Raw genomic sequence first — 21483 nt, 5'->3', positions numbered from 1 at the left:
GATCACCTCGTTCGTGAAACGGTTCTTCACATCTTCAAAACAAAATCTCTGGGAGTTCCCGTATAATTGATTCTACCATCATTCAACATCACCAACAAATCCGCAATGTAGAGAAACCTCTGGAGGATGCGTGTGGAAATGATGAAGGTCCTATCTTTTTTCATCTTGAAGAACGTACCGATGATTCTTTCAAGATTTTCATCGTCGAGGTGATCCAGCAGACAATCCATCAGTATGATCTCGGGTTGCTTCTGTTCCAGTATGAAAAGGAGGAGGGAAATCTTTTCGGCGGGTGAAAAAACAGAAAGGGGGGTTTTGCGTCCCAGCGTCAGCATTCTCAATATTCCCAGATCATCCAGTCTTTCGGAGATTTTTTCAAGATCCACCTTCTTCTTCAAACTCAACCCCAAAAACTCTTCGAAACTGTAATGGTTCATGGCGTCGATGAAACTCGTATCAAGGTACAGAGCCTTCTTTCTTACATAGGTGTCATCGAGTTCTCTCACATCCTGTCCGAAAAGATAAACCGTTCCGCCTTCCGTCACACCTTCCAGTATTTCATCATTCAACTTGACAACCGCTCGAAGAAGGGTGGATTTACCTGAACCCCGGGACCCATACAGAACATTTATTCCTTTAACAAAGGAAATGGTGATATCTTCTAAAATTTGCTCTCCGTTGGCGAAAACAGAGAAATGATCAAACGTTATCGGAGATCTTTCGTCTTTCATTGTTCTCTCTTTCTTTCTTTTCATCAAAACCCAGCCTTCTCTTTATTTCCCTGAGGGCATTCTCATCTCCACCGGCCATCATTCTGAGGAGTTCTATCTGTGAGAGTACTCTGGGATTCTTGGACACCTTTTTTCCCAAGTGGCATCACCTCACGATAGATTTTATTCCCAAACCTTTAATTGGACTTGTAAGGATCATTACAATTAGAGTCCTCTCCTTTCAGATCTATCCCAGGAGTTAAAATCTATCTGGAGGTGATTGAATGCGAAAACCCCCATTCATAGTAGAGTACGAGTTGACAACAAGATGCAACTTCAGATGCAAGCACTGTTACTGCGAAGCGGGAGAGCCTCATCCAGGCGAGTTGAGTTTCGAGGAGATAAAAGAACTGATGATCGACTTGAGGAAACTCGACGTGTGGGCCCTGGATCTTGTGGGAGGTGAGCCACTTCTCCATCCAAGGCTTCTTGACATACTTGCCTTCGGCAGAGAGATAGGTCAAAGACTCATGATAAACACGAACGGATCCCTTGCCACCAGAGAAATGGTTCAGAAAATAAAAAGAGCCAATCCATATGTACTGATTGGTGTATCGCTGGAGGGACCAGATCCTGAGACGAACGATTATGTGAGAGGAAAGGGCAACTTCGAAAGAGCGGTCGAGGGCATCAAAAATTTCATAAACGAGGGTTTTCAGGTCACGATACTCAACGTGATAAACAGAATGAACTGGAGAAAGTTCGAAGACATGGTAAAACTAGCCCTGAAACTGGGAGTCAATGCTCTGTACGTGGACAGGTTCATCCCGGTTGGAAGAGGAATGGTCCACGCGAAAGAACTGGATATGAATCCTGAAGAATGGAAAAGGGCCATAAGATACGTTCTCGAAGTTGTAAATACTTACAGAGACCGGCTGACGTTCTACGTGGAAGAATCCATATCCGGTGCCCCTTGCTCCGCCGGTATCACCCATGCCTCGATACTCGTTGAAGGAACCGTCGTACCATGCGGACATTTCAGGTACAACAAAGAGTACTACATGGGAAATGTGCGAGAAAAGAAGTTTTCCGAAATATGGAACGAATACAAACCCTTGCCCTCTCCCGAATCATGTTCGGCGTGTCCAGTTTTGAAAGAATGCGGAGGAGGATGCAAGGCGTATTATCTGTTGAAAGGTTACGAGAAAGATGAAGCCATCTGTGCGATAAATCTCTCCAGATACAACATAAAGTAACAAACGCGCAATGTATATTTCATCTTGTGGGCATAGAATCTTTTACCGACCGGTAAGTAAAAAAAGATGGAGGTGATTCAATGCCAGTAGGTGGAATCAAAGGAATGATCTATCGACAGGCAGGAAAACTCGTCGGATCTTTTGTGAGAAACGCCGATGTGGAAACCCTAGGAAAGATATTCGGAACCCTCAGTATGTTCACGAAAGAACCCTCGAAGAGTGGCCTTCGAAAACTTGCAGACCTCGCCAAAGAAAGACATCCCATGGTGATGTCATGGGTCAACGTCTTCAAAAAAGCGAGTCCAAAATGTGTAGAAGGGGTTATAAACAACCTGATCATCAACGAGTTCGCACTCGGAGAACCCATAAGGCAGGAGAAGATGCACGAGTACAAAACCGTCCTTCCAAAACTCCTCGTTCTGAGTCCCACCTACGCATGTAACTTGAACTGTGTTGGATGCTATGCAGGACTCTATGGCAGAAAGTACGAACTTTCCCACGACGAAGTCAGAGACATTTTGAGACAGGCCAACGACCTCGGAATATACTTCTTCATCATCACAGGAGGAGAACCCTTCTTCTGGCCGCACCTGATGGACATCTTTGAAGAGTTCAAGGACAGCTATTTCCTTGTCTATACGAATGGAACGTTGATAAAGGAAGAAACAGCAAAGAAACTATCGGAACTTGGAAACGTGACGCTCTCCATTTCGGTGGAAGGTTTCGAAACAGACACAGACTGGAGAAGAGGAAGAGGCATATTCAAAAAGATCCTCGAAGCGTGGGAAAGATTGAGAAGATATGGTGTAATCTTTGGAGCTTCCGTAACAGCAACCAGAATGAACCACGATACCCTTATGAAAGATGAGTTCTGGGACTTCCTGAAAGAACAAGGTGTCTCCTACGTCTGGGTGTACCAGTTCATGCCCGTTGGAATGAACCCATCCATGGACCTCGTTCCCACGCCAAAACAGAGATACGAGAGGTTCCACAAACTCGAACAGATCAGGCTCAGTGGAAGATTCGCCTTCGTTGCCGATTTCTGGAACCATGGATTCCTCACCAACGGTTGTCTTGCGGCGGGTGCCAAATATCTCCACATAAACGCAAAAGGATATGTGGAACCCTGCGTCTTCCAGCAGTTCGCCGTTGACAGCATCCGTGAAAAGAAACTCATCGACATTCTTAGGTCACCGTTCTTCGAGGCATACAAACGAATGATTCCCTACAGTGACAACCTCTTCAGACCATGCCCAATAATAGACAACCCGAAGGTGTTCAGAGCCATGGTGAAGTCATTCAACGCAAAGCCTCAACATGAGGGTTCTGAGAGAATCATCACCGAACTTGCACCCGAGATCGACAAACTCGCTGCCGAATGGAAGAAGTACGCAGACAAACTCTGGTACGAGGAAGGATACTCCGAAATATACCCGGCAAACAGAGGTGTTTATAACTACGAAGTGAGAATGAGAAGGTACGCAGACAAAGAAAAGCTCCTTGCGGTGGACAAACGTTACAGGGATTGAGATGGAGGGGTCAAATTGGGCTCTGAAACAAGGAGAAAGATACTGGAGGCAGCGAAGAAGGCCTTTTCAAAGTATGGATACGACGGTGTCAGCATGGAGGAAATCGCACGAGAGGCAGGTGTGAAAAAGGCTCTCATATACTACTATTTCCCGAGCAAGGACAAACTATTTGAAGAGGTCTGGAGAGAGGCTTTAGAAGAACTGGAAAACCATCTCTTCACCGTTACAAAGGAGACGAACTCCTACTTTGCCAAGATCAAAAAGTTCTTGAAGTCGTACGTTGACTTCGTGTTGAACAAGTCGGTACTGAACGAAATAATAGAGAAGGAGAAAACAACGATCCGCTTCGAGGAGAAAGAAAAGTGGTCGGTTTTGAGAGAAAGATACGAAAACTTCATAAAACGGGTTGAGAAGTTGATAGATGAAGGAAAAGAGCAAAACTACGTACCGAAGGATCTGGACTCGCGAGCCGCCGCAGAACTCATAGTCAATTCGATGGGAGACGTTCCGAAAGACCAGAAGTTGCTTCAGAGTATACAGGAAATGATCCTCAAAGGACTTTTGAACACAAAAACAGAAGAGGGGCAATAGCCCCTCTTTTTTTAGAATCTTCTCTTCACGCCGAATTTCTCTTCTGCACGCTGAACCATTCTTTCGAAGATCTGATTCACCTCTTCATCCGTCAGTGTTCTTTCTGGATGTCTGAATATCACATAGAAGGTAACACTCACCATACCTTCCGGGACGCCCTTTCCTTCGTAAACGTCGAACACTCCCACCTCTTCCACGAGAGACTCACCCACTTTTCTGAAGAGGTTCAGTATTTCGAGGGATTTGAATCCTCTTGGAAGCAAAAAGGAAACGTCTCTTCGAACAGCAGGGAATTTCGGGGTGGGTCTATAAGCAGGTTCCTCTGAAGCAAGCTCCATGAATGTCTCCAGATCAATTTCAAAGAAGTAAGTTTCTTCTTTAACGTCATATTCATCAAGAAGCTTTGGATCGACCATTCCCAGAAACCCAAGTTCTTTTCCCTCAGAGAAGATACGAGCGGTTCTCGTCGGGAAGAACCCTGTCAGTTCTGCTTCTCTGTACTCGGCACGTACGCCGTATCTTTGAAACAGCTCGTCAAGAATTCCTTTCACTGTATAGAAAGATACCTTCCTTTTGTCGGTGTAGTCGTCTGGATTCTCCAGTCCACAGGCCGCGGCCGACAACGTTTCAACTTCTCTGTACTCACCGCCCTCTCTGTAGTAGATCTTCCCGATCTCAAAGAGTTTGAGATTTCTGTTCTGTCTCTTGAAATTCTCAGACAGCACCTGAATCATGCTGTGAAAGAGCGTGTATCGCATCGCGTCCATATCCGAAGAGATGGGATTTGTAAGAAGGATCGGTTCTCTTTTTACAACAGGCCATTTTCTCATCTTTTCAGAGTTCAGGAAAGAAAAACTCACAATCTCGTCAAATCCCATTCCTTTCATGAAGTGAGAAATCTCTTTCCTGAAAAGCTGCTTTCTGTTCCAGCCAGTGTTCACGGCGGGCAAGCTTATAACCCTGGGTTCTATCTTTTCATAGCCGTTTATCCTCCCTATTTCCTCGATCAGGTCTATCTCTCTTTCTACGTCCGGCCTGAAAGTAGGAACCACGACTTCGTACCCATCCTCCACACTTTTCACCTGAAACTCCAGACGCTCGAGTATTCTGCCAGGCTCTTCGACCTTTGTCCCCAAAATCTTTTCGACTCTCTCTTTTCTGAGAAACACCCTCTTTGGTTCTATCTTCTTCGGATACACATCCCAGAATTTTCTAAGTACAACACCCCCAGCGAGTTTCTGGATCATCTCTGAAAGTCTCAAAGATACCAGGTCTGCATCGTTGGGATCGACACCACGCTCGAACCTGTAAGAAGACTCAGAACTGATTCCATGTGCCTTGGACGCCTTTCTTATTCTGACTGGATCGAAGTAAGCCACTTCGAGCACCAGATCCCTTGTGTCTTCATACACACCGGATTCCATTCCACCCATGATACCACCGAGAGCTAGGATGTTTTCCCCATCGGTTATCAGAACCTCTCCACCTTTCAACTCGTACTCCTTCTCGTCGAGCAGAACAACTCTTTCTCCACCCTTCGCGGTCTTCACGACTATCCTCTTGTTTTTGAGCCTGTTCATGTCGAACGCGTGAACAGGATGTCCAAGTTCGAGCATCACGTAGTTAGTTACATCGACTACGCTGTTCAGTGATCTCATTCCTGAGGCAACGAGTCTTGCTTTCAACCAAAGCGGGGAGTCCTTCACGGTAACCCCTTTCACTATGCGGGCGGTGTATCTCGGACAACCATCAACATCCTCCACGATCACATCGAAATGAATTTCTTCATCCACAAACGAAACCCTGGGAGAAGGTTTCTTCAGAGGTTTCCCACTCAAAGCGGAAAGTTCTCTTGCCACCCCCAAGATGGAAAGACAATCTGGCCTGTTCGGTGTGATCTCAAGATCGAGTACCCTCTCGTCCAAGCCAAACTCTTTTATCACATTCACACCAGGAGCTACTGGTTCAGGGAATCGATACACACGGTCGGATTTTTCTTCCAAACCCAACTCCTCGAGGGAACACAGCATACCTTCTGAGATAACTCCTCCAAACTCGCGTGGTTCTATCTTGATACCATTGTTCAGCACGGCTCCTTCGAGAGCAAGTATTACATGATCTTTTTCCTTCACCGTTTTGTCGGCTGTAACAACCGTGTATACCCTCTTCCCAGTATCCACTTTGCACACTAGGAGTTTGTCAGATCCAGGATGATGGAAAGTTTCAACTATCCTGGCTGTAACGATTTCACCGGACACGTTGAAGGGTCTCAGAATGTCTTCCACACTCGTTCCTGAGAAAGTAAGCCTTTCTGCTATTTTCTCTATGTCCCAGTCCAGATCTATGAATTCTCTGAGCCACGACTCTGGTACCCGCACTCGTCACACCCCCGTTAGTAGCTACTGAGGAACCTTACATCGTTTCTCACAAATTCTCTGATATCAGTGATGCCGTATTTCAACATGGCGATCCTTTCAACACCCATTCCAAACGCATATCCCGTCCATTCCTCTGGATCGTATCCTACGTTCAAAAACACGTTTGGATCCACCATTCCTGCACCGAGTATCTCGAGCCATCCATAACCGGATAGATACACATCCACTTCAAAACTCGGCTCTGTGAAGGGAAAGTAGCTTGGTCGAAGACGAATCCTGGCGTTTTCTCCAAACATCCTCCTGGCAAACTCCTCGAGGGTGAATTTCAAGTGTGCCACGCTGAGATCCTTATCGACATGCAATCCTTCAACCTGGTGGAACATGGGAAGGTGTGTTGCATCATAATCTCGTCTGTAAACCTTTCCAGGTGATATGATGGCAATCGGAGGCTTTCTTTCCAGCATGGTTCTTATCTGAACGGGGGAGGTATGGGTGCGCAGAAGAAGCTCATCTGTGATATAGAACGAATCGTGTTCGTCACGGGCTGGATGCCACTCTGGAGTGTTCAAAGCATCGAAATTGTGCCAGGTTGTTTCTATTTCAGGCCCTTCCACCACATCAAATCCCATGGAAACGAAGATCCTCTCTATCTCTTCCATCACTTTCAACACAGGGTGAGAGTGTCCCACTTTCCTTCTGGCTCCCGGCAGTGTAACGTCCACTCGCATCTTCTCCATTCTTTCTCTTTCAAGAAGTTCCTCTATTTGTTTCTTCTTTTCGGAGAAAAGCCTTTCTACCTTTTCTCTGAGTTCGTTCACTCTCTTTCCATAGGCGGGCCTTTCTTCAGGTGGGAGATTCTTGAGATTTTTCATCAAACTGGTGATCTTTCCCTTTTTCCCAAAAAATTCCACCCTGAACAGTTCCAGTTCCTGAACGTTTGACACCCTTTCCAGCTTCTCGATCGCTTCCTTTTCAACGGTTTCGACATCCATTTCTCATACCCCCTGGCTTTCATTATACAAAAAATGGCGGAGGCGGTGGGACTCGAACCCACAAGGGCCTTGCGGCCCACCGGTTTTCGAGACCGGCTCCTTAGCCAGTTCGGACACGCCTCCGCATCGTACCTATTATATCATCAAGATATTTTATTTCATTTTGCGGCTATTTTCAATATCTCTTGAACGTCTTCTCTCTCCAGAACCTTCACCCTACCCAATGTGGCTCCCTTTGGTTTCAGATTTTTCTCCACAAGGAGCATCACGTTGTCTACGATCTTTTCGATGTCTTTCTCCGGAATACCAGCATCTTTGAGAGTTACAGGAGCTCCCACCTTCCTGAGCCAGTTCTTGAACGAATCTATGCCCCTCAGGATGAGATCCTCACCCTCTCCTTCGAGGTTGAATATTTTCCTCGCAAACCTTTCAAACTGCGCAGGATTTTCTCTGTACACGTACCTCATCCATGCAGGAAAGACGATTGCCAGACCCGCACCGTGAGCGATGTCGTAAAGGGCACTCAGAGAATGCTCTATTCTATGACAAGCCCATTCTCCGCCTCTTCTTCCAACGGCCATCGTTCCGTTCAGGGCTATGGTCGCACTCCAGGCAAGATTGGCCCTTGCTTCGTAATCATCCGGTTTTTCAAGGAGCCTTTCTGTCATCTTCATGATGGTTCTGATAGTGCCTTCTGCTATCTCGTTTGAGATCTCCGGGCTGCTTCCATCGAAGTAGTACTCGAGGATGTGAGCGATGGCATCCACCGCTCCGTACACCGTTTGCTCTTTTGGAAGTGTGGCCTGAACGGAAGGATCGATGATCGAAACTCTGGGATAGAGGGCCCTCGAACTCACACCATATTTTTCTTTCGTTTTTTCATTCGTTATGACAGCGTTTCCGTTCATCTCTGTTCCTGTAGCAGAGATCGTCAACACATCGAAGACAGGAAGAGCCTCTTTTATCACGTATTTCCCAACGAAGGCATCCCAGATGTCACCCTCGTACAGAATACCAGCTGCCACCGTTTTCGCCGAATCTATCACACTTCCGCCGCCAACACCGAGCACAGCCTCTACCTTCTCTCTTCTTCCAACCTCTATCGCCTCATGAACTTTGGAAAGAACAGGATTCGGCTTGACACCGGAGACCTCCACCCACTCTATTCCATGCTTTCTCAGAGATTCGACCACCTGATCGTAAACCCCATTCCTTTTTATGGATCCTCCACCGTAGAGAAAGAGCACTTTCTTTATTCCGGCATTCTTTATCTCCTCACCTATCTTTGGTATCGTTCCCCTTCCGAAGATGATCTTTGTTGGATTGTGAAAGACAAAATTCTCCATCAATTATCACCTCCTTATTCATATTTTATCATGCCCCTTTCAGTCTCTTTTTGGAAGAATCAGATTCAGAACGATTCCAACGAGTGCAGCAAGTCCGATTCCTTTGAGTTCGACCCTTCCCACCTTCAAAACCGCTCCTCCTATACCGGTTGTGAGCATCAGAGCAGCTATCATGAGGTTTCTGGGTTTGGAGAAATCCACCTGAGCGTTCACCATCGTTCTTACTCCAACCGAGGTGATCATTCCAAAGAGAACAAGACTCACACCACCCATCACAGCCTGAGGTATCGTCTGAAGGATTGCACCGAACTTTGAAACGAACGCAGCGAATATGGCAACGAGAGCAGCTCCCCTCAGAACGGACGGATCGTAGACCCTTGTGAGAGCCAAAACACCCGTGTTTTCGCTGTAGGTGGTGTTCGCAGGACCACCGAGCAAACCGGCAACCGCCGTGGCCAACCCATCTCCGAGAAGAGTCCTGTGAAGTCCTGGCTTGTCAAAGAAGTTCTTTCCCACGACCGCTCCGTTCGTGGTGATATCTCCAAGGTGCTCCATGAAGGTGGCAAGAGTGACAGGAACGATCATGAAAATCGCACCGTAATCGAACTTGGGAAGCATGATCTTTGGTACGTTGAAGAAGGGCGTGCTCAAAACGGCGGTGGTGTCTATCTTTCCCATGAAAAGTCCTGCGATGTAACCAACGAAGACTCCCGTGATCACAGGTATCATGCTGAAAAAGCCTCTGATCACGGTTGAGACGAAGACAACGGTTGATATCACGATGAGAGCGAGAGCCCAGTCACTGGAGGCCATCTGGATAGCAACGGGACTGAGGGTGAGTCCTATCACCATGATCATGCTACCGGTGACGACTGGCGGAAGGAGTTTTTTTATCTTCTCGGGTCCTACGATCTTCACGATCACCGCATAGAGCACGTAGAAGAGCCCTGCCACGAATATTCCACCGGTTGCGTAGGCAAGATCTCCGTACAGTTCCTTAACCGCAAGAATTGGAGCAATGAAGGCAAAACTCGATCCCAGAAAAACAGGGACTATTCCACCGGTTACAAAGTGGAATATGAGGGTACCGATTCCCGCTGTGAGGAGTGCCACAAGAGGATCTAGACCGGTGATCAGTGGAACCAGCACGGTGGCGCCGAACATGGCAACGAAGTGTTGAAGTGCCAGAAGAAACCATCGCCAGCCGCTCACCCTGGTAACCGCTCCCTCAAACTCCATGAAGACACCTCCCGTTTAAAAATAAAGGCTCTTCAAAAGAGCCTTCGATTTCTGTTTTTCAATTTTTCTATTAAAACCAGAGATACGAATTTCAGAACCTGAAAAGGAACCTTTCTTTTGCTGACGGGAGACTGAAAGAACCGATAAAGCCACTCAAGGTTCATTCTCTGAACCCATTCTGGAGCCCTCTTCTTTTTTCCGGAAATGACATCTATGGATCCTCCAACACCCATGGCGAGTCTCACGTTCAGTCGAGGGAAGTTCCTGTGTATCCACTTCTCCTGGCGAGGAACTCCCATTCCCACGAACAGAAGGTCAGTGGATCTTTCATTTATATCCCTCACCACCCTCTCTGATTCTTCCTCTCGAAAGAAGCCGTGGTGGTATCCCGCAACGTTCACACCGGATCTTTTCAGTGAATCGGCGGCTCTTTTGACGATCTCTTCTTTTGAGCCAAGAAGGTAAACCCTCCAACCGGTTTCCTTCGATCTGTCGCAGAGATACTTCATTATCTCGATGCCAGGAAGCCTTTCCGTGTGATTACCTGTGAGGGACTTCATCGCCCAGACTACACCGGATCCATCGGGCACGATCAGATCAGCGGAGTTGATGATATCACGGTATTCTTTGTCTTCCACAGCCTTCAGAAGGATAGAAGCGTTCATGGTGACCACGAAGGTTTTCTTCTTCTCTTCCAACCTTTTTTCGATTTCGTTCAGAAATTCTTCCCTCTTCCCGGAGAGGACCCTCGCTCCAAAAAGTTCGATTTCTTTCACCCTGATTTCCTCCAAAAAAAAGCGGAGGAAAAACCTCCGCCTTCCTCTGGTGCCGAGGGCGGGACTTGAACCCGCACGGGGAAACCCCCACATGATCCTGAGTCATGCGCGTCTGCCAGTTCCGCCACCTCGGCACACCACTCCGTTTGAATAGTTTAGCATTTCAAGGACTCTACGTCAAGAGGTCTCCGTTTTCTTTTCCTGGAGAATCAGCGGCTGAACGATCAGAGTGAAGGTGGCTCCCACACCGATACCGAGCATCATGAGAATCGAAATGTTCTTGAAGAGTGCAAGTTCAGAAAAGAGCAAAACAGCAAATCCACCGATCAAACCGAGCGCGTTCGTGAGAACAGACGGTCCCACGTTTTCGATGACTGGATGAGGATCTTTCAGCCTTCGTTCTTCAGAGGCGATGTGTATCGAGTAATCTACCACAAGTCCCATGAGGATACCGGATGTGATCGAGGTGGAAACATCGAGGTTGATACCGAAAAACACCATGAAAATGAAGTTGAACACCGTTGTGAAGGCAATAGGGATCATCACGCTGAGTGCAGAAAGAAATTTTCGAAAGATGGCAAACACCATGCCAAAGATCATGATGGAAGCAAGAACGATGCTCTGTATCTGTGACCTGAGGATACTATCGTTTATGTCGTTCCATATCAGCACAGAGCCTGCAACGTAGTGTTGCCAGCCTGTTTTCTCAACGATCTCGTTGATCTGCTTTACAACCTCTTTTGCGTGCTCGTATCCCTCTGGAGTGAGATTGACGATGAGTCTTATTCTGTTTCTGTCTCCAACGAAGGTTTTCAAAAAGGGATTGGTCCTAGAAAGAGTGTACATTATCGGAACGGGTATATCGACCGGGAAGACAGCACTGGACACATAACCGCTCTGCTCTATCTTCTCAACCAGATCCCTTATTATTCTGGAATCTGTTCCAACGAAGGGAGAGTCCTTCTCCAGCACCAGATAGAGTGGTTCTCTCATGTTGAATTTGTCCACGATGAGATCGTAAGCTTTTACCGGTTCAGAGTTTTTGCTGAAGTAGGATACCATGTCCGAACCTACCGGAACCCTTGGGAGCAAAAACGGTGACAGACCGGCCATGATCAAAAAAACGATGAGTGCCACCTTTGCCGCCTTTCTTCCCACGTATTTCATCCCAAAGTTTCTGGGAAGCCTCTTTGGAGAGTAATCTCTGAAGAGTTCCACGCCCGAGGTGAAGATCACAAGTACCACAACGGCAAGACCAGAGGAAACCAGGATTCCAAGTTCCCTGAAAGCCCTTATGTCTATGAATATGAAGGACATGAAACCCGCCGCGGTGGTGAGCATCGAAAAGAGGACGGGCTTGAAGATGTGCCTGATCGCCTCTTTTCTGTCTTCGAACCTGAAGAGAGCGTTGTAAAAGTGCAGTCCGTACGCAGAACCGATGATCAGAAGAAAGGAGATGGTCATCACGGTCAGGGTGTTCAGAGTCTTTCCCACAGCGAAGAAAACGGCAAAGACGAAGAAAGTGGACAGAACAGGAACGATCAGAGAAAACAGCGCGGCCCTGAACGACCTGAGTTGGTAGTAGAAGAGAAAAAAGATGACGAGGAACATGAACACAGGATAGACGAGCGTCTGTTTCACAAGTTCTTTGAAAAGCGCACTGTCCAGAACCGGCTCTCCAAAAAGGTAGTTCTTCTCAAAATACTTGGATACAAGAGATTTTATTTCTGGAATCTTCTCCCTCGCGTTCACATCTTTTTTGAATATCACGTTCAAAAGAGCATACCTTCCATCTTTTGTAATGAAACTCTCTGCACTGGGATCATTTAAGATATCTTCTGAAACAGTGCCGTTTTTGAAGTAACTCTCCAGTCTGAAACCAGAAAGCCTTGGAAGGTTCACAGGACTCATCACATTGGAGATGTAACTTTTTCTTTCCAATTCTTCGTGAAGATCGTAAAGCGCCCGTGCGTCTTTGAAGAAGCTCTCAGAACTTTCGACCACGATCACGATGGAAGAACTTCCACCGAAATCCTGGTTCAACCTGAAAAGATTCTTCACGTTCTCGTTGGTGGTCCTTTCGGGGTCTCCGTTGTAGCCGGGAAGGAAGACCTCAGGCCCGGTCTCTATCTTTCCCAGAGAGAAAACCACAACGAAAGAAGCGATGACGAGTACCACGTACACGATCGTGAACACGTACTTCTTCATTCGTCTGATCCCTCCTTTGACAAGGCTTCAACCATCCTCCTGAACCCTTCGCTCACAACCTGAAGATCTTCTTCCGAGAACTTCTCAAGGACCGATCTCACAAGACCGTCAAAATTCTGAAGGATCTTGTCGTACGTTCTTTCTCCTTTCTCAGTCAGTATCACCCTGAAGGTTCTTCTGTCGTCTGGATCCATCTCCCTCGCCACGAGACCCTTTTCTTCCAGAGAATCCACCACGTTCGTAACGTTGCTCTTCGTGGTGGAAAGAAACTCCGCTATCTCCTTCATCTTCTTCGGGCCAAAGAGCGCTATGTACAAAAAAGCGTAGAGTTCTGTCGTTTTCATGTTCGATATCTCTTCATCTGGTGGAAGAAATCTTGAAAACTTCATCACCAGAGAAAAGAGTGTTCGCAGAATTTCCTGTGAGTCCACACTATCACCTCCATTATCTGGACTGTTCATTCAGGAAATAGTTCAATTATTTTACTAAATGGTTCACTTTCCGAACCAAATGATGTAGAATCGTAGTCGGTGGTGAGAATGAGATATTCACTTTTGAAGAATCATCTCTCAAAAGAAGAGGTACCAAAAATCAGAAAGGAACTGATAAAACTCGCCCTGCCGGCAATGGGCGAAAACGTTCTTCAAATGCTCTTCGGCATGGCAGACACAGCCTTTCTGGGGCATTACTCCTGGAAAGCAATGAGCGGTGTGGGACTTTCCAATCAGATCTTCTGGGTGGCCCAGGTTGTTCTCATAGCCGCAAGCATGGGTGTTACCGTCACAGTGGCGAACGCTCTCGGTGCTGGTAACAGACGGACATTGAGAACATTGGCGTGGAACGGTATCTTTCTGGCTCTTTTCACCGGACTTCTCCTCACCGTACTCACGATGTTTTCTGATGGCTTGCTGAACATCTTTCCGAATCTGGAAGATGAGATAAGAGGCGCAGCAAGAGAGTACCTGAAGATCATCCTCTCTGGTTCAATGGGATTTTCCATCATGGCAGTGTTTTCGGCTATGCTTAGAGGTCTGGGTGACACAAGAACCCCCATGATCGTCACAGGTGTTACGAACCTTCTGAACATCTTTCTGGATTACGCGATGATCTTCGGAAAATTCGGTTTTCCTATGTGGGGTGTTCGTGGGGCTGCGATCGCAACCATTCTTTCGAGATTTGTGGGAAGTGCCATTCTTACGTTCGTGATCTTCAGAAAAGAGGATTTCCAGCTCAAAAAAGGTTATGTTTTTCCCACTTGGAACGTTCAAAAGGAAATTCTCCGTGTTGGTTTCCCCACCGCCATTGAAAACTTCGTTTTTTCCACAGGTGTTCTTCTCTTTGCAAACGTTCTCTTGATAGCGGGAGCAGAGGCCTACGCGGGGCACAGAATAGGTATAAATGTGGAGTCACTCTCTTTCATGCCTGCTTTCGGTATCTCAGTTGCCATCACCACTCTAGCTGGAAGATACAACGGGATGGGAAACCGGGATCATGTTCTTGGAGTCATCCGCCAGGGATGGATACTGAGCCTTCTCTTTCAGGTGACGGTGGGCGTTATCATATTCCTTTTCCCAGAGCCCTTGATACGGATCTTCACCAGCGATCCTCAGATAATAGAGATCGCAAAGCTTCCGGTGAAGATAATAGGACTCTTCCAGTTTTTCCTGGCAATGGAGTTCACCATGAACGGAGCGTTGAGGGGAACGGGAAACACCCTCCCACCCATGATCATCACCTTCATCTCCATCTGGACCGTTAGACTCCCCGTTGCTTACGTTATGGTGAAGTACTTCGATCTGGGACTCCTCGGTGCATGGATCGGTATGATCTCAGACATCGTTTTCAGAAGCACGCTGAAACTTGCCTTTTTCCTTTCAGGAAAATGGGAAAAAAGAGCAGCCCTTACAAGAGAAAGGGTAAGAGAACTAAGCTGAAAAGACCGTGCCCCCGTTTTTCACCGTCATGACGACGTTCAGATCCTCATCGAGAAGAACAAGATCTGCTTTCATGCCCTCTTTTATCCTTCCTCTGTCGGCAAGACCAAGCTCCAGACAACTGTTGTAAGAAGACACGATAGCAAGCTCCTTGAGTGAAGCACCTGTGAACCTCTGAAAGTTCTTCACCGCATTTGAAAAGAAAAGGGTGCTTCCAGCGAGCGTGCCGTCTTCCAGACGTGGAACACCCTCCTTCACCTTCACAACGAGATCACCCAGAGTGGTCGTTCCCTCTTTGAGACCTGCTGCGGATATGGAATCAGTGATCAAAATGATACCACTTGCCCCTTTTATCCTGTAAACGAGTTTTACCATCTCCTTTGAAAGGTGCACACCGTCGCAGATGAGCTCCACTTTCACATCGTCCAGCAAAAGTCCCGCGCCTGTGATACCGATTTCTCTGTGATGCAAAATCCTCAGTGCGTTGGGAAAGTGGGTGATTCTCTTCACTCCCTCTCTGTAGAATTTCATGAACTCCTCGAACGTAGCGTTCGAGTGTCCTGCAGACAGAGTGATGCCCCTTCTTAGAAGTTCCAGCAAAATCTCAGAGCCTCTTATCTCGGGTGCGAATGTGAGCATTTTTGCGGGAAAATCGATCTTCTTCAGTTCTTCTTTTGAGGGTGGTCTTATGTACCTTTCTGAGTGGGCCCCCTTCTTTTCCTTGGCAATGTACGGTCCCTCTATATGAACACCGAAGAGTGAAGTTTTCGGATTTTTAAAGATGTAATCTTTTGCTTTTTCCAGGATCTCTTTCATCTTCTCGAGAGAGGTAGAAACGGTGGTTGCAAGAAACGTGGTGACTCCCTGAGAGTAGAGAAACTCTTCCATCTTTTCAAAATCACAGTTCATGGTGTCGGCTCCCATCACGCCATGAATGTGAGGATCGACAAAGCCTGGCATGAGAATCCTCTTAGGAGTGCATTCCCTTTTCCTGATATGGGAGATTATTCCATCACTCACTTCCACATCACCTGTGAACTCTCCATCAACGGGATCAACTATCAAAACACGCTCTAACACCATAGAGAACACCTCATAAAGTGACTGTTTTTTCCAGGTGAGGAGGTCTATCCGGTGAAATTCCACTTGAAAATGCTTTCTGATATCCCAGAATCTGAGCGGGTATCGTCCTCAAAAAGGCAGATCTCCACTCGTTGCTGATTGGAACATCTCCGTCTTCCCCTATCTCTAGAACTGTGGCACCGAGCGACTCCAGTTCCTCTTTAAGGCGTTTCTCCTGATCATCCATTCCACTAACCTTTTGAACGAAGATCAGTACATTCTCATCAACCAGTGCCTTTGGACCGTGTCTGTATTCAAGAGTCGAGTAAGCCTCTGAGAAGGTGAGAGACATCTCTATACACTTCAGAGCAGATTCTAGACTGATTCCGTGAAACTCTGCCATCCCAAGGAAAACAAAGTGTCTGTATCTTTTCAGGTCAATAGCTTCGATTGTCTTCCAAGAAAGATCGAAGAACTTCTCAGAGTAGTCGACAAGCTCCCTGTACGAAGTAACATCCAAACCAGATATTGTATCCACCATGAACATCAAAGAGAGCAGGATCATGTTGAAGGATTTTGTCATCACAACGGCATTTTCTTCTATCGGAAAAACGAGAGGAAAATCGCTTTCTTTCGCTAATTTCGAATCCTCTTCAATTGTGATCCCCACGGTTTTACAACTCATCTTTCTCAGAATGTTGTTCGCCAGTAGCACTTCCGTGGTGTTTCCTGTTCTCGAGAAAAGAAAAGCGAGTTTTCCTTTAATTTCCGGTATCTTCTCAAAGGCCACCTCTCCCGCAGGGAAGGCCTTTGCTCTTATTTTCAAAACCCTCTCGAAGTATCTGGACAGCGTGAGGGCGAGGTTGTAGGAACTCCCACACCCGATGAAAAGAACTTCATCTGAAAGTTTTCTCTCTATCTCCTCGAAAATATCCCTGCTTGGAAAATTTATAACGAAATTTTCAAAAAAGGTCTTCAACTCATGTTTTTGATCGGTAATTTCTTTCAAAGTGAGGCTCATCTTGTTCCCTCCTTCATCAATATTTCACACCACCGGCAATGGCGTTTATTATGTACCTCTGCGCAAGTAGAAACAGAATTATAACAGGCAAAATGGATAGGACTATGCCAGCTGCGGTGTATCTGAAATTCACCTGGAAGGTGCTGTTCAAATATACCAGGGCAACAGCGAGTGGGTATTTGTTTGAATCAGAAAGGACGATGAGAGGCCACAGGAAGTTATCCCACCAGGTAATGACTTGAAAAACAACAAGTGTGGCTATGTCTGGTTTTATCAAAGGAGTTATTATTCGCCACCATATGTAAAGTTCTCCCGCACCATCTATCCTTGCAGCATCTTCGAAACTCTTGGGAATGTTTAAATACGCTTGCCTCATCATAAAGATACCGAACACCGTAACGGCCTGAGGAAGTACGACTCCAAAATAGGTGTTCAACATTCCCAGCTTCCTCAGAGTGAGATAATTGACTATTAGAGTGTTTTGAACAGGTACCATCATCGGTAAAAGTATCAAAAATAGAACGAAATGCTTTCCCCTGAAATCGATTCGCGCAAGAGGGTAAGCCACCATCAAAGAAAAAGTTACGTTCAGAAATGTTCCAAGACCAGCTATTATCAGCGTGTTAAGATAGTAACCTCCTAGATTCACTGTTTTCCAAGCTCCAATGTAATTTGAAAATGTTATAGGATGTGGAAAAAGCGTCGGTGGATACTTATAGACGTTGCCCCCTGCTTCCAGAGATGTCTTTGCTATCCAATAGAAAGGCCAAACAGATAGTAACGCAAAAAACACCAGTATCACATAGGTTAAAATCTTTCTAAATTTAGCCATAATAGCTTTTAAGGCCTCCTTCCCTGAAGATATAGAAATTCAAAAGTGAGAAGGCAATCACGACGAAACTGAACAGAATTGCCGCCGCATTCGAATACCCAAATTGAAGATAACCAAATGCCTTGTTGTATATGAAAAGCCCCATTGTTTCCGTTGCGTGAGCTGGTCCTCCTTTTGTCATAGCATAAATTTCACCAAATACATTCAACGCTGCTATAGATGACATTGTTGAACAAAACAGTATATATGGTTTTAGAAGAGGAATTGTCACCTTGAAAAACACTTGAAATGGTCGAGCTCCATCCACCTTCGCTGCTTCCAACAATTCTCTGGGTATGCTTTGGAGCCCTGCTAGGTATATCACCATGTAATAACCAAATCCTTTCCACATGGTGACGAACATTATAGCAAAGAGAGCCACATTGGGATCTGAGAGAAAAGAAATGGGCTTGTCAGTGATGTGAAGAGATTGAAGCAAAAAGTTTATGAAACCTTTCTCTCTGTACATCCACTGCCAAGTGATGGCCGCAATGGTTATAGGTGTTACAACGGGAAGGAAAATGAGCGTTCTGAAAAGATTCTTTCCTTTTATGGCCTTATCCAATAGAACGGCGAGCATCATTGAGATAATTTGAAGAGGTGGGACAACTAACAGGTACAGCAAACTATTTTTAAAGGCATTCCAGAAAAGAGGATCCTTCAAAAGTTCAAGGTAGTTTCTCAACCCAATGAAAATAGATTCTCCCACCATATCGTACTGGTAGAACGATATCTTTACACCGAATATCAGTGGGTAATATATAAATAAGATCATGAGAAATGTTGGAATGGTAATGAAGAAGAATGTAAGAGTCAACTGTCTTTTTCTCAAACTCAGATGGTGCTTTCTTCTGAGCATTTCTTTCTCTCCTTTCCGAAATAGGGAGGGGAGAATCCCCTCCCCGCTTTCTTACTTCTGCTGGGACTTTATAAGGTATCTCCAGTAATCTGCTGTCTGTTTGAGGGCATCTTCTGGTGTTTTTTGACCCAAGAATACCTGAACAATGGCATCCTTCAATTTATCAAATGCTTCTTTTCTGAATGGTATGTCGTCGTTGTAGAAGGTTATGTACGGGAGGTATTTTGCTCCCATGATCCTTGCTTTGGCAGACAGCGTTCCATCATCTTCGGAGAACCATGGATCGTTAACCGCTGCCTTGAGTGTCGGGAATATGGTCACGAGTTTACAGAAGGCGATTTGATTTTCAAGATTCGCAACAAAAGCAGCGAACTCCGCCGCTTCTTTCGGATTCTTGGAACCCCTTACAATGTTCAGTGTGGAATACCAACCACTCATTCTCACACCTGGTTTTGGAGCCGGGATTGGTGCAACATCAGATTTCTCGTAAATTCCCGGAGCGTTCCATTTGACTCTATCTGCAAACTGAGGTCCCGTGATCAACATGGCAAGTTCGCCGGCCTGATAAAGTTCCGTTGCTCTGGTCCATTCTCCACCTTGAACAAGCTCGCTCGGAATGTACTTCATCTTGTAAAGTGTTGCCCATTTGTTCAAAGTGTGTGCATATTCTAGCCTGTCGAAGAGCACTTCTTTTATTTTGTTGTTTTCGTCTACCGTGTAGAGGTTCAATCCATCCCAGTTGAATATCGCTGATGGATCCTGAAGAATCGTTGGAAGCGTACCGTACTTTCCTGTTTTTTCCTTTATCAGCACAGAGTAGAGCAAGATCTCATCCCAGGTCTTCGGTGGGTACTTGGGATCGAGTCCGGCTTTTTCGAATATCTCCTTGTTGTAGAGAATAACATCAACTGCTGTGTACCAGGGTATTCCATAAATGTGCCCTTTCCACGTAAGGCCTTTCATCATCCCATCGAAGTACTGGTTGATAACTTCTTCAGGAAGAAGCTCATCGACTGGAAACAGAACTTTTTTCTGAGCGAATTCGATCGTCCACTGAGCGTTCAAATTCACAACATCGGGTGGGTTTCCAGAGGAGAAAGCTGCAAGGAGTTTTTGCTGCAGAACATCCCACGGAACATCCTCCCAGACGATATCAATATCAGGATGGAGCGCTTCGTACCTGTCAATGATTCCCTGGATGAAATCCGTGAAGGTTGGTTTCAATGACATGGTCCAGAACACGATCTTCGTTTTCGGAAGAGCTATGGTTACGAGAAGAACACCGAGCAGAACTACCAAGAGTTTCCTCATGAAGAACACCTCCCCAAAAGATGTTCGAAGGATTTATAAACAGAGATGGGCTTTGTCGAATAAGTGATGACAGCATTTCTTCCGGTGAAAAACTTTGCATCAAAGGGATTTCTGACGATGAAATAGATGGTTCTATCCGAAGGTAAATTGAGATGGGCTTTCAAGGCACGATCGTTTTTTGAAGCGTTCACAACAAAATCGAAGATCAGTTCCCCATCGACATTGTCAGGACCCGTTTCTATATCGTATCTGATGACATCTTTTATTTTGAAGAACCTTCTTGCTATCTCTGGTATCAGATCATAATCGCCACCCGTGGTGTCGGCCGGGCTTAAATTCTTGTTCGATGGAACAAGTAGAACAACTTCTACGTCAAGAAGTTCTTTGCTTACACGTGTATACTCTATGGCTCTTTCAGCAACTTCGGTGGATAGTCCAGCGTTGAATCTGTTTTCTATCGTGTTCAGGTAATCACCGACGATCTTTATAGAGCGTTCCATTTTTTCCTTTTCGATCTTTCCATCTTTGACAAGCCTTTTCAGGGCTTCGTAATAAGCGGGAAGATCTCTGAAGTTATCGAGGAGTATCATGTTTCCTCCTGCTTCAATGAAGAGCTTCACAGTCTCTTCGATGGAGAAATTTTCAGATATCGCCTTCATCTCCATTGCATCGCTGAGAACAAGTCCTTTGAAGTTCAACCTTTCTCGAAGTATCTCTGTTATCATCTTTTTCGAGAGAGTTGCTGGCAGATCGTCCACAGCAGTATATTTCACATGTGCCGTCATGACTGCTGTTTTCACACCACTCTGGAAAACTTTTCTGAAAGGCAAAATATCCTCGTTCCACAGCTCCTCGAAAGTTGCGTTGACAGTCGGAAGAAGATAATGAGAATCATCTGTGGTCTTCCCGTGTCCTGGAAAATGCTTGACGCAGGGAATCACTCCTCCTCTGAGATATCCCCTGCACGCCTCTAATCCGTGGGAAGCAACTTTTTCTGGATCCGATCCAAAACTTCTCAAATCCACAACAGCAGAACTCTTTTCTGAGAGTAGATCCAGTACGGGGGCAAAGACCATATTGAAGCCCAGCGTGTTCATGATCCGCCCGGCCATCTCACAGTATCTTCCTGTATAGATCGGATCGAGTTTTCCAGCTGCGAGGTTTCCGGGAAATGAGGGAACGTATTTCAGTACTTCAAGCTGTCCACCTTCATGATCTGAACTCATAATGAACTTTCCTTCCTTGGATAGAAAGTTCATGAAATCAAAGAACAGATATTCTCTGGAAAGAAGTCCGGGATAGATCAAAATACCAGCTGGTCTGTACTTTCGTATTATTTCTTTAGCTTCTTCGTTGAAGTCATCGAAGCCGCAAAAAAACAACTTTCCTAAATCCACATC

19 protein-coding genes and 2 tRNA genes are annotated in these 21483 nt (G+C 45.9%); 4 read left to right on the top strand and 17 right to left on the bottom strand.

Annotated features, from left to right (window positions below):
- Positions 1-26 precede the first annotated feature (26 nt).
- Together AS006_RS04935 and AS006_RS09510 are read right to left on the bottom strand one after the other, a co-directional pair.
- Positions 27-755 (bottom strand): ATP-binding cassette domain-containing protein, encoded by a 729-nt coding sequence (locus tag AS006_RS04935; RefSeq protein WP_233185637.1) that lies wholly within the window; start codon positions 753-755, stop codon positions 27-29.
- Complete coding sequence (locus AS006_RS09510) at positions 700-870, bottom strand: hypothetical protein (RefSeq protein WP_199167391.1); 171 nt, start codon at positions 868-870, stop codon at positions 700-702. Before AS006_RS09510 ends, AS006_RS04935 begins: the two co-directional genes overlap by 56 nt.
- A 124-nt stretch (positions 871-994) precedes the next feature.
- On the opposite strand from AS006_RS09510, the gene AS006_RS04930 reads away from it, so the two are divergent.
- From AS006_RS04930 to AS006_RS04920, 3 genes are all read left to right on the top strand, one after another.
- A complete protein-coding gene (locus AS006_RS04930) occupies positions 995-1966 on the top strand; it encodes a radical SAM protein (protein ID WP_101513230.1) in 972 nt (323 codons plus the stop codon).
- A gap of 80 nt (positions 1967-2046) precedes the next feature.
- Positions 2047-3495, top strand: coding sequence for a radical SAM protein (locus AS006_RS04925; protein ID WP_101513229.1), 1449 nt, complete (start codon positions 2047-2049; stop codon positions 3493-3495).
- A 15-nt stretch (positions 3496-3510) separates the two neighbouring features.
- Entirely contained in the window at positions 3511-4086 is a 576-nt protein-coding gene (locus AS006_RS04920; protein WP_101513228.1) for a TetR/AcrR family transcriptional regulator, read from the top strand.
- An 11-nt stretch (positions 4087-4097) separates the two neighbouring features.
- On the opposite strand, the gene pheT is transcribed toward AS006_RS04920, so the two are convergent.
- The 9 genes from pheT to AS006_RS04875 all read right to left on the bottom strand — a co-directional run bounded on the left by pheT (position 4098) and on the right by AS006_RS04875 (position 13456).
- On the bottom strand, positions 4098-6464 hold the full coding sequence (pheT, locus tag AS006_RS04915; protein WP_101513227.1) for a phenylalanine--tRNA ligase subunit beta: 2367 nt from the start codon (positions 6462-6464) through the stop codon (positions 4098-4100).
- 14 nt (positions 6465-6478) lie between these two features.
- A complete protein-coding gene (pheS, locus tag AS006_RS04910; RefSeq protein ID WP_101513226.1) occupies positions 6479-7456 on the bottom strand; it encodes a phenylalanine--tRNA ligase subunit alpha in 978 nt (325 codons plus the stop codon).
- 34 nt (positions 7457-7490) lie between these two features.
- A tRNA-Ser gene (locus tag AS006_RS04905) sits at positions 7491-7579 on the bottom strand.
- A 35-nt stretch (positions 7580-7614) separates the two neighbouring features.
- The gene (locus tag AS006_RS04900) at positions 7615-8802 is read right to left on the bottom strand and encodes an iron-containing alcohol dehydrogenase (protein ID WP_101513225.1); all 1188 of its coding nucleotides are present in this window, start codon (positions 8800-8802) and stop codon (positions 7615-7617) included.
- A 39-nt stretch (positions 8803-8841) separates the two neighbouring features.
- Positions 8842-10041: a uracil-xanthine permease family protein gene (locus tag AS006_RS04895; protein ID WP_101513224.1), complete on the bottom strand. Its 1200-nt coding sequence runs from the start codon at positions 10039-10041 to the stop codon at positions 8842-8844.
- A gap of 32 nt (positions 10042-10073) precedes the next feature.
- Positions 10074-10817, bottom strand: coding sequence for a WecB/TagA/CpsF family glycosyltransferase (locus tag AS006_RS04890; RefSeq protein WP_199167389.1), 744 nt, complete (start codon positions 10815-10817; stop codon positions 10074-10076).
- 47 nt (positions 10818-10864) lie between these two features.
- Positions 10865-10951 (bottom strand) — tRNA-Leu (locus AS006_RS04885).
- Positions 10952-10994: 43 nt separating this feature from the next.
- The gene (locus AS006_RS04880; RefSeq protein WP_101513222.1) at positions 10995-13025 is read right to left on the bottom strand and encodes an RND family transporter; all 2031 of its coding nucleotides are present in this window, start codon (positions 13023-13025) and stop codon (positions 10995-10997) included.
- Positions 13022-13456 carry a MarR family winged helix-turn-helix transcriptional regulator gene (locus tag AS006_RS04875; protein WP_101513221.1) on the bottom strand — a complete coding sequence of 145 codons (435 nt, stop codon included), beginning with the start codon at positions 13454-13456 and terminating at the stop codon, positions 13022-13024. Before AS006_RS04875 ends, AS006_RS04880 begins: the two co-directional genes overlap by 4 nt.
- A 108-nt stretch (positions 13457-13564) precedes the next feature.
- Here AS006_RS04875 and AS006_RS04870 point away from each other — a divergent pair, with 108 nt between their 5' ends.
- A complete protein-coding gene (locus AS006_RS04870) occupies positions 13565-14959 on the top strand; it encodes an MATE family efflux transporter (RefSeq protein ID WP_101513220.1) in 1395 nt (464 codons plus the stop codon).
- Here the strand turns inward: AS006_RS04870 and nagA are convergent.
- From nagA to AS006_RS04840, 6 genes are read right to left on the bottom strand one after another with little or no spacing between them, the layout of a single operon-like run.
- A complete protein-coding gene (nagA, locus tag AS006_RS04865; protein ID WP_101513219.1) occupies positions 14951-16042 on the bottom strand; it encodes an N-acetylglucosamine-6-phosphate deacetylase in 1092 nt (363 codons plus the stop codon). The two genes, AS006_RS04870 and nagA, sit on opposite strands and share 9 nt — an antisense overlap.
- 10 nt (positions 16043-16052) lie before the next feature.
- Positions 16053-17042, bottom strand: a complete 990-nt coding sequence (locus AS006_RS04860; protein WP_101513218.1) for an SIS domain-containing protein — start codon at positions 17040-17042, stop codon at positions 16053-16055.
- A 16-nt stretch (positions 17043-17058) separates the two neighbouring features.
- Positions 17059-17874, bottom strand: a complete 816-nt coding sequence (locus AS006_RS04855) for a carbohydrate ABC transporter permease (protein ID WP_101513217.1) — start codon at positions 17872-17874, stop codon at positions 17059-17061.
- A complete protein-coding gene (locus AS006_RS04850) occupies positions 17867-18772 on the bottom strand; it encodes a carbohydrate ABC transporter permease (RefSeq protein WP_101513216.1) in 906 nt (301 codons plus the stop codon). Before AS006_RS04850 ends, AS006_RS04855 begins: the two co-directional genes overlap by 8 nt.
- A gap of 51 nt (positions 18773-18823) precedes the next feature.
- Positions 18824-20083: a sugar ABC transporter substrate-binding protein gene (locus tag AS006_RS04845; protein WP_101513215.1), complete on the bottom strand. Its 1260-nt coding sequence runs from the start codon at positions 20081-20083 to the stop codon at positions 18824-18826.
- Complete coding sequence (locus AS006_RS04840; protein WP_199167387.1) at positions 20080-21480, bottom strand: glycoside hydrolase family 3 N-terminal domain-containing protein; 1401 nt, start codon at positions 21478-21480, stop codon at positions 20080-20082. Before AS006_RS04840 ends, AS006_RS04845 begins: the two co-directional genes overlap by 4 nt.
- Positions 21481-21483 lie beyond the last annotated feature (3 nt).

Origin of the sequence: Thermotoga sp. SG1 (assembly GCF_002865985.1) — a bacterium.
Taxonomy (GTDB): Bacteria; Thermotogota; Thermotogae; order Thermotogales; family Thermotogaceae; genus Thermotoga.
This window is presented reverse-complemented; position numbering and strand designations above follow the sequence as displayed.

Excerpts from the sequence above, each read along its gene's own strand:
- AS006_RS04935 (WP_233185637.1), bottom strand. The coding sequence starts at position 755 with ATGAAAAGAAAGAAAGAGAGAACAATGAAAGACGAAAGATCTCCGATA.
- AS006_RS04930 (WP_101513230.1), top strand. The coding sequence starts at position 995 with ATGCGAAAACCCCCATTCATAGTAGAGTACGAGTTGACAACAAGATGC.
- AS006_RS04925 (WP_101513229.1), top strand. The coding sequence starts at position 2,047 with ATGCCAGTAGGTGGAATCAAAGGAATGATCTATCGACAGGCAGGAAAA.
- pheS (WP_101513226.1), bottom strand. The coding sequence starts at position 7,456 with ATGGATGTCGAAACCGTTGAAAAGGAAGCGATCGAGAAGCTGGAAAGG.
- AS006_RS04900 (WP_101513225.1), bottom strand. The coding sequence starts at position 8,802 with ATGGAGAATTTTGTCTTTCACAATCCAACAAAGATCATCTTCGGAAGG.
- AS006_RS04895 (WP_101513224.1), bottom strand. The coding sequence starts at position 10,041 with ATGGAGTTTGAGGGAGCGGTTACCAGGGTGAGCGGCTGGCGATGGTTT.
- AS006_RS04880 (WP_101513222.1), bottom strand. The coding sequence starts at position 13,025 with ATGAAGAAGTACGTGTTCACGATCGTGTACGTGGTACTCGTCATCGCT.
- AS006_RS04870 (WP_101513220.1), top strand. The coding sequence starts at position 13,565 with ATGAGATATTCACTTTTGAAGAATCATCTCTCAAAAGAAGAGGTACCA.
- nagA (WP_101513219.1), bottom strand. The coding sequence starts at position 16,042 with ATGGTGTTAGAGCGTGTTTTGATAGTTGATCCCGTTGATGGAGAGTTC.
- AS006_RS04860 (WP_101513218.1), bottom strand. The coding sequence starts at position 17,042 with ATGAGCCTCACTTTGAAAGAAATTACCGATCAAAAACATGAGTTGAAG.
- AS006_RS04855 (WP_101513217.1), bottom strand. The coding sequence starts at position 17,874 with ATGGCTAAATTTAGAAAGATTTTAACCTATGTGATACTGGTGTTTTTT.
- AS006_RS04850 (WP_101513216.1), bottom strand. The coding sequence starts at position 18,772 with ATGCTCAGAAGAAAGCACCATCTGAGTTTGAGAAAAAGACAGTTGACT.
- AS006_RS04845 (WP_101513215.1), bottom strand. The coding sequence starts at position 20,083 with ATGAGGAAACTCTTGGTAGTTCTGCTCGGTGTTCTTCTCGTAACCATA.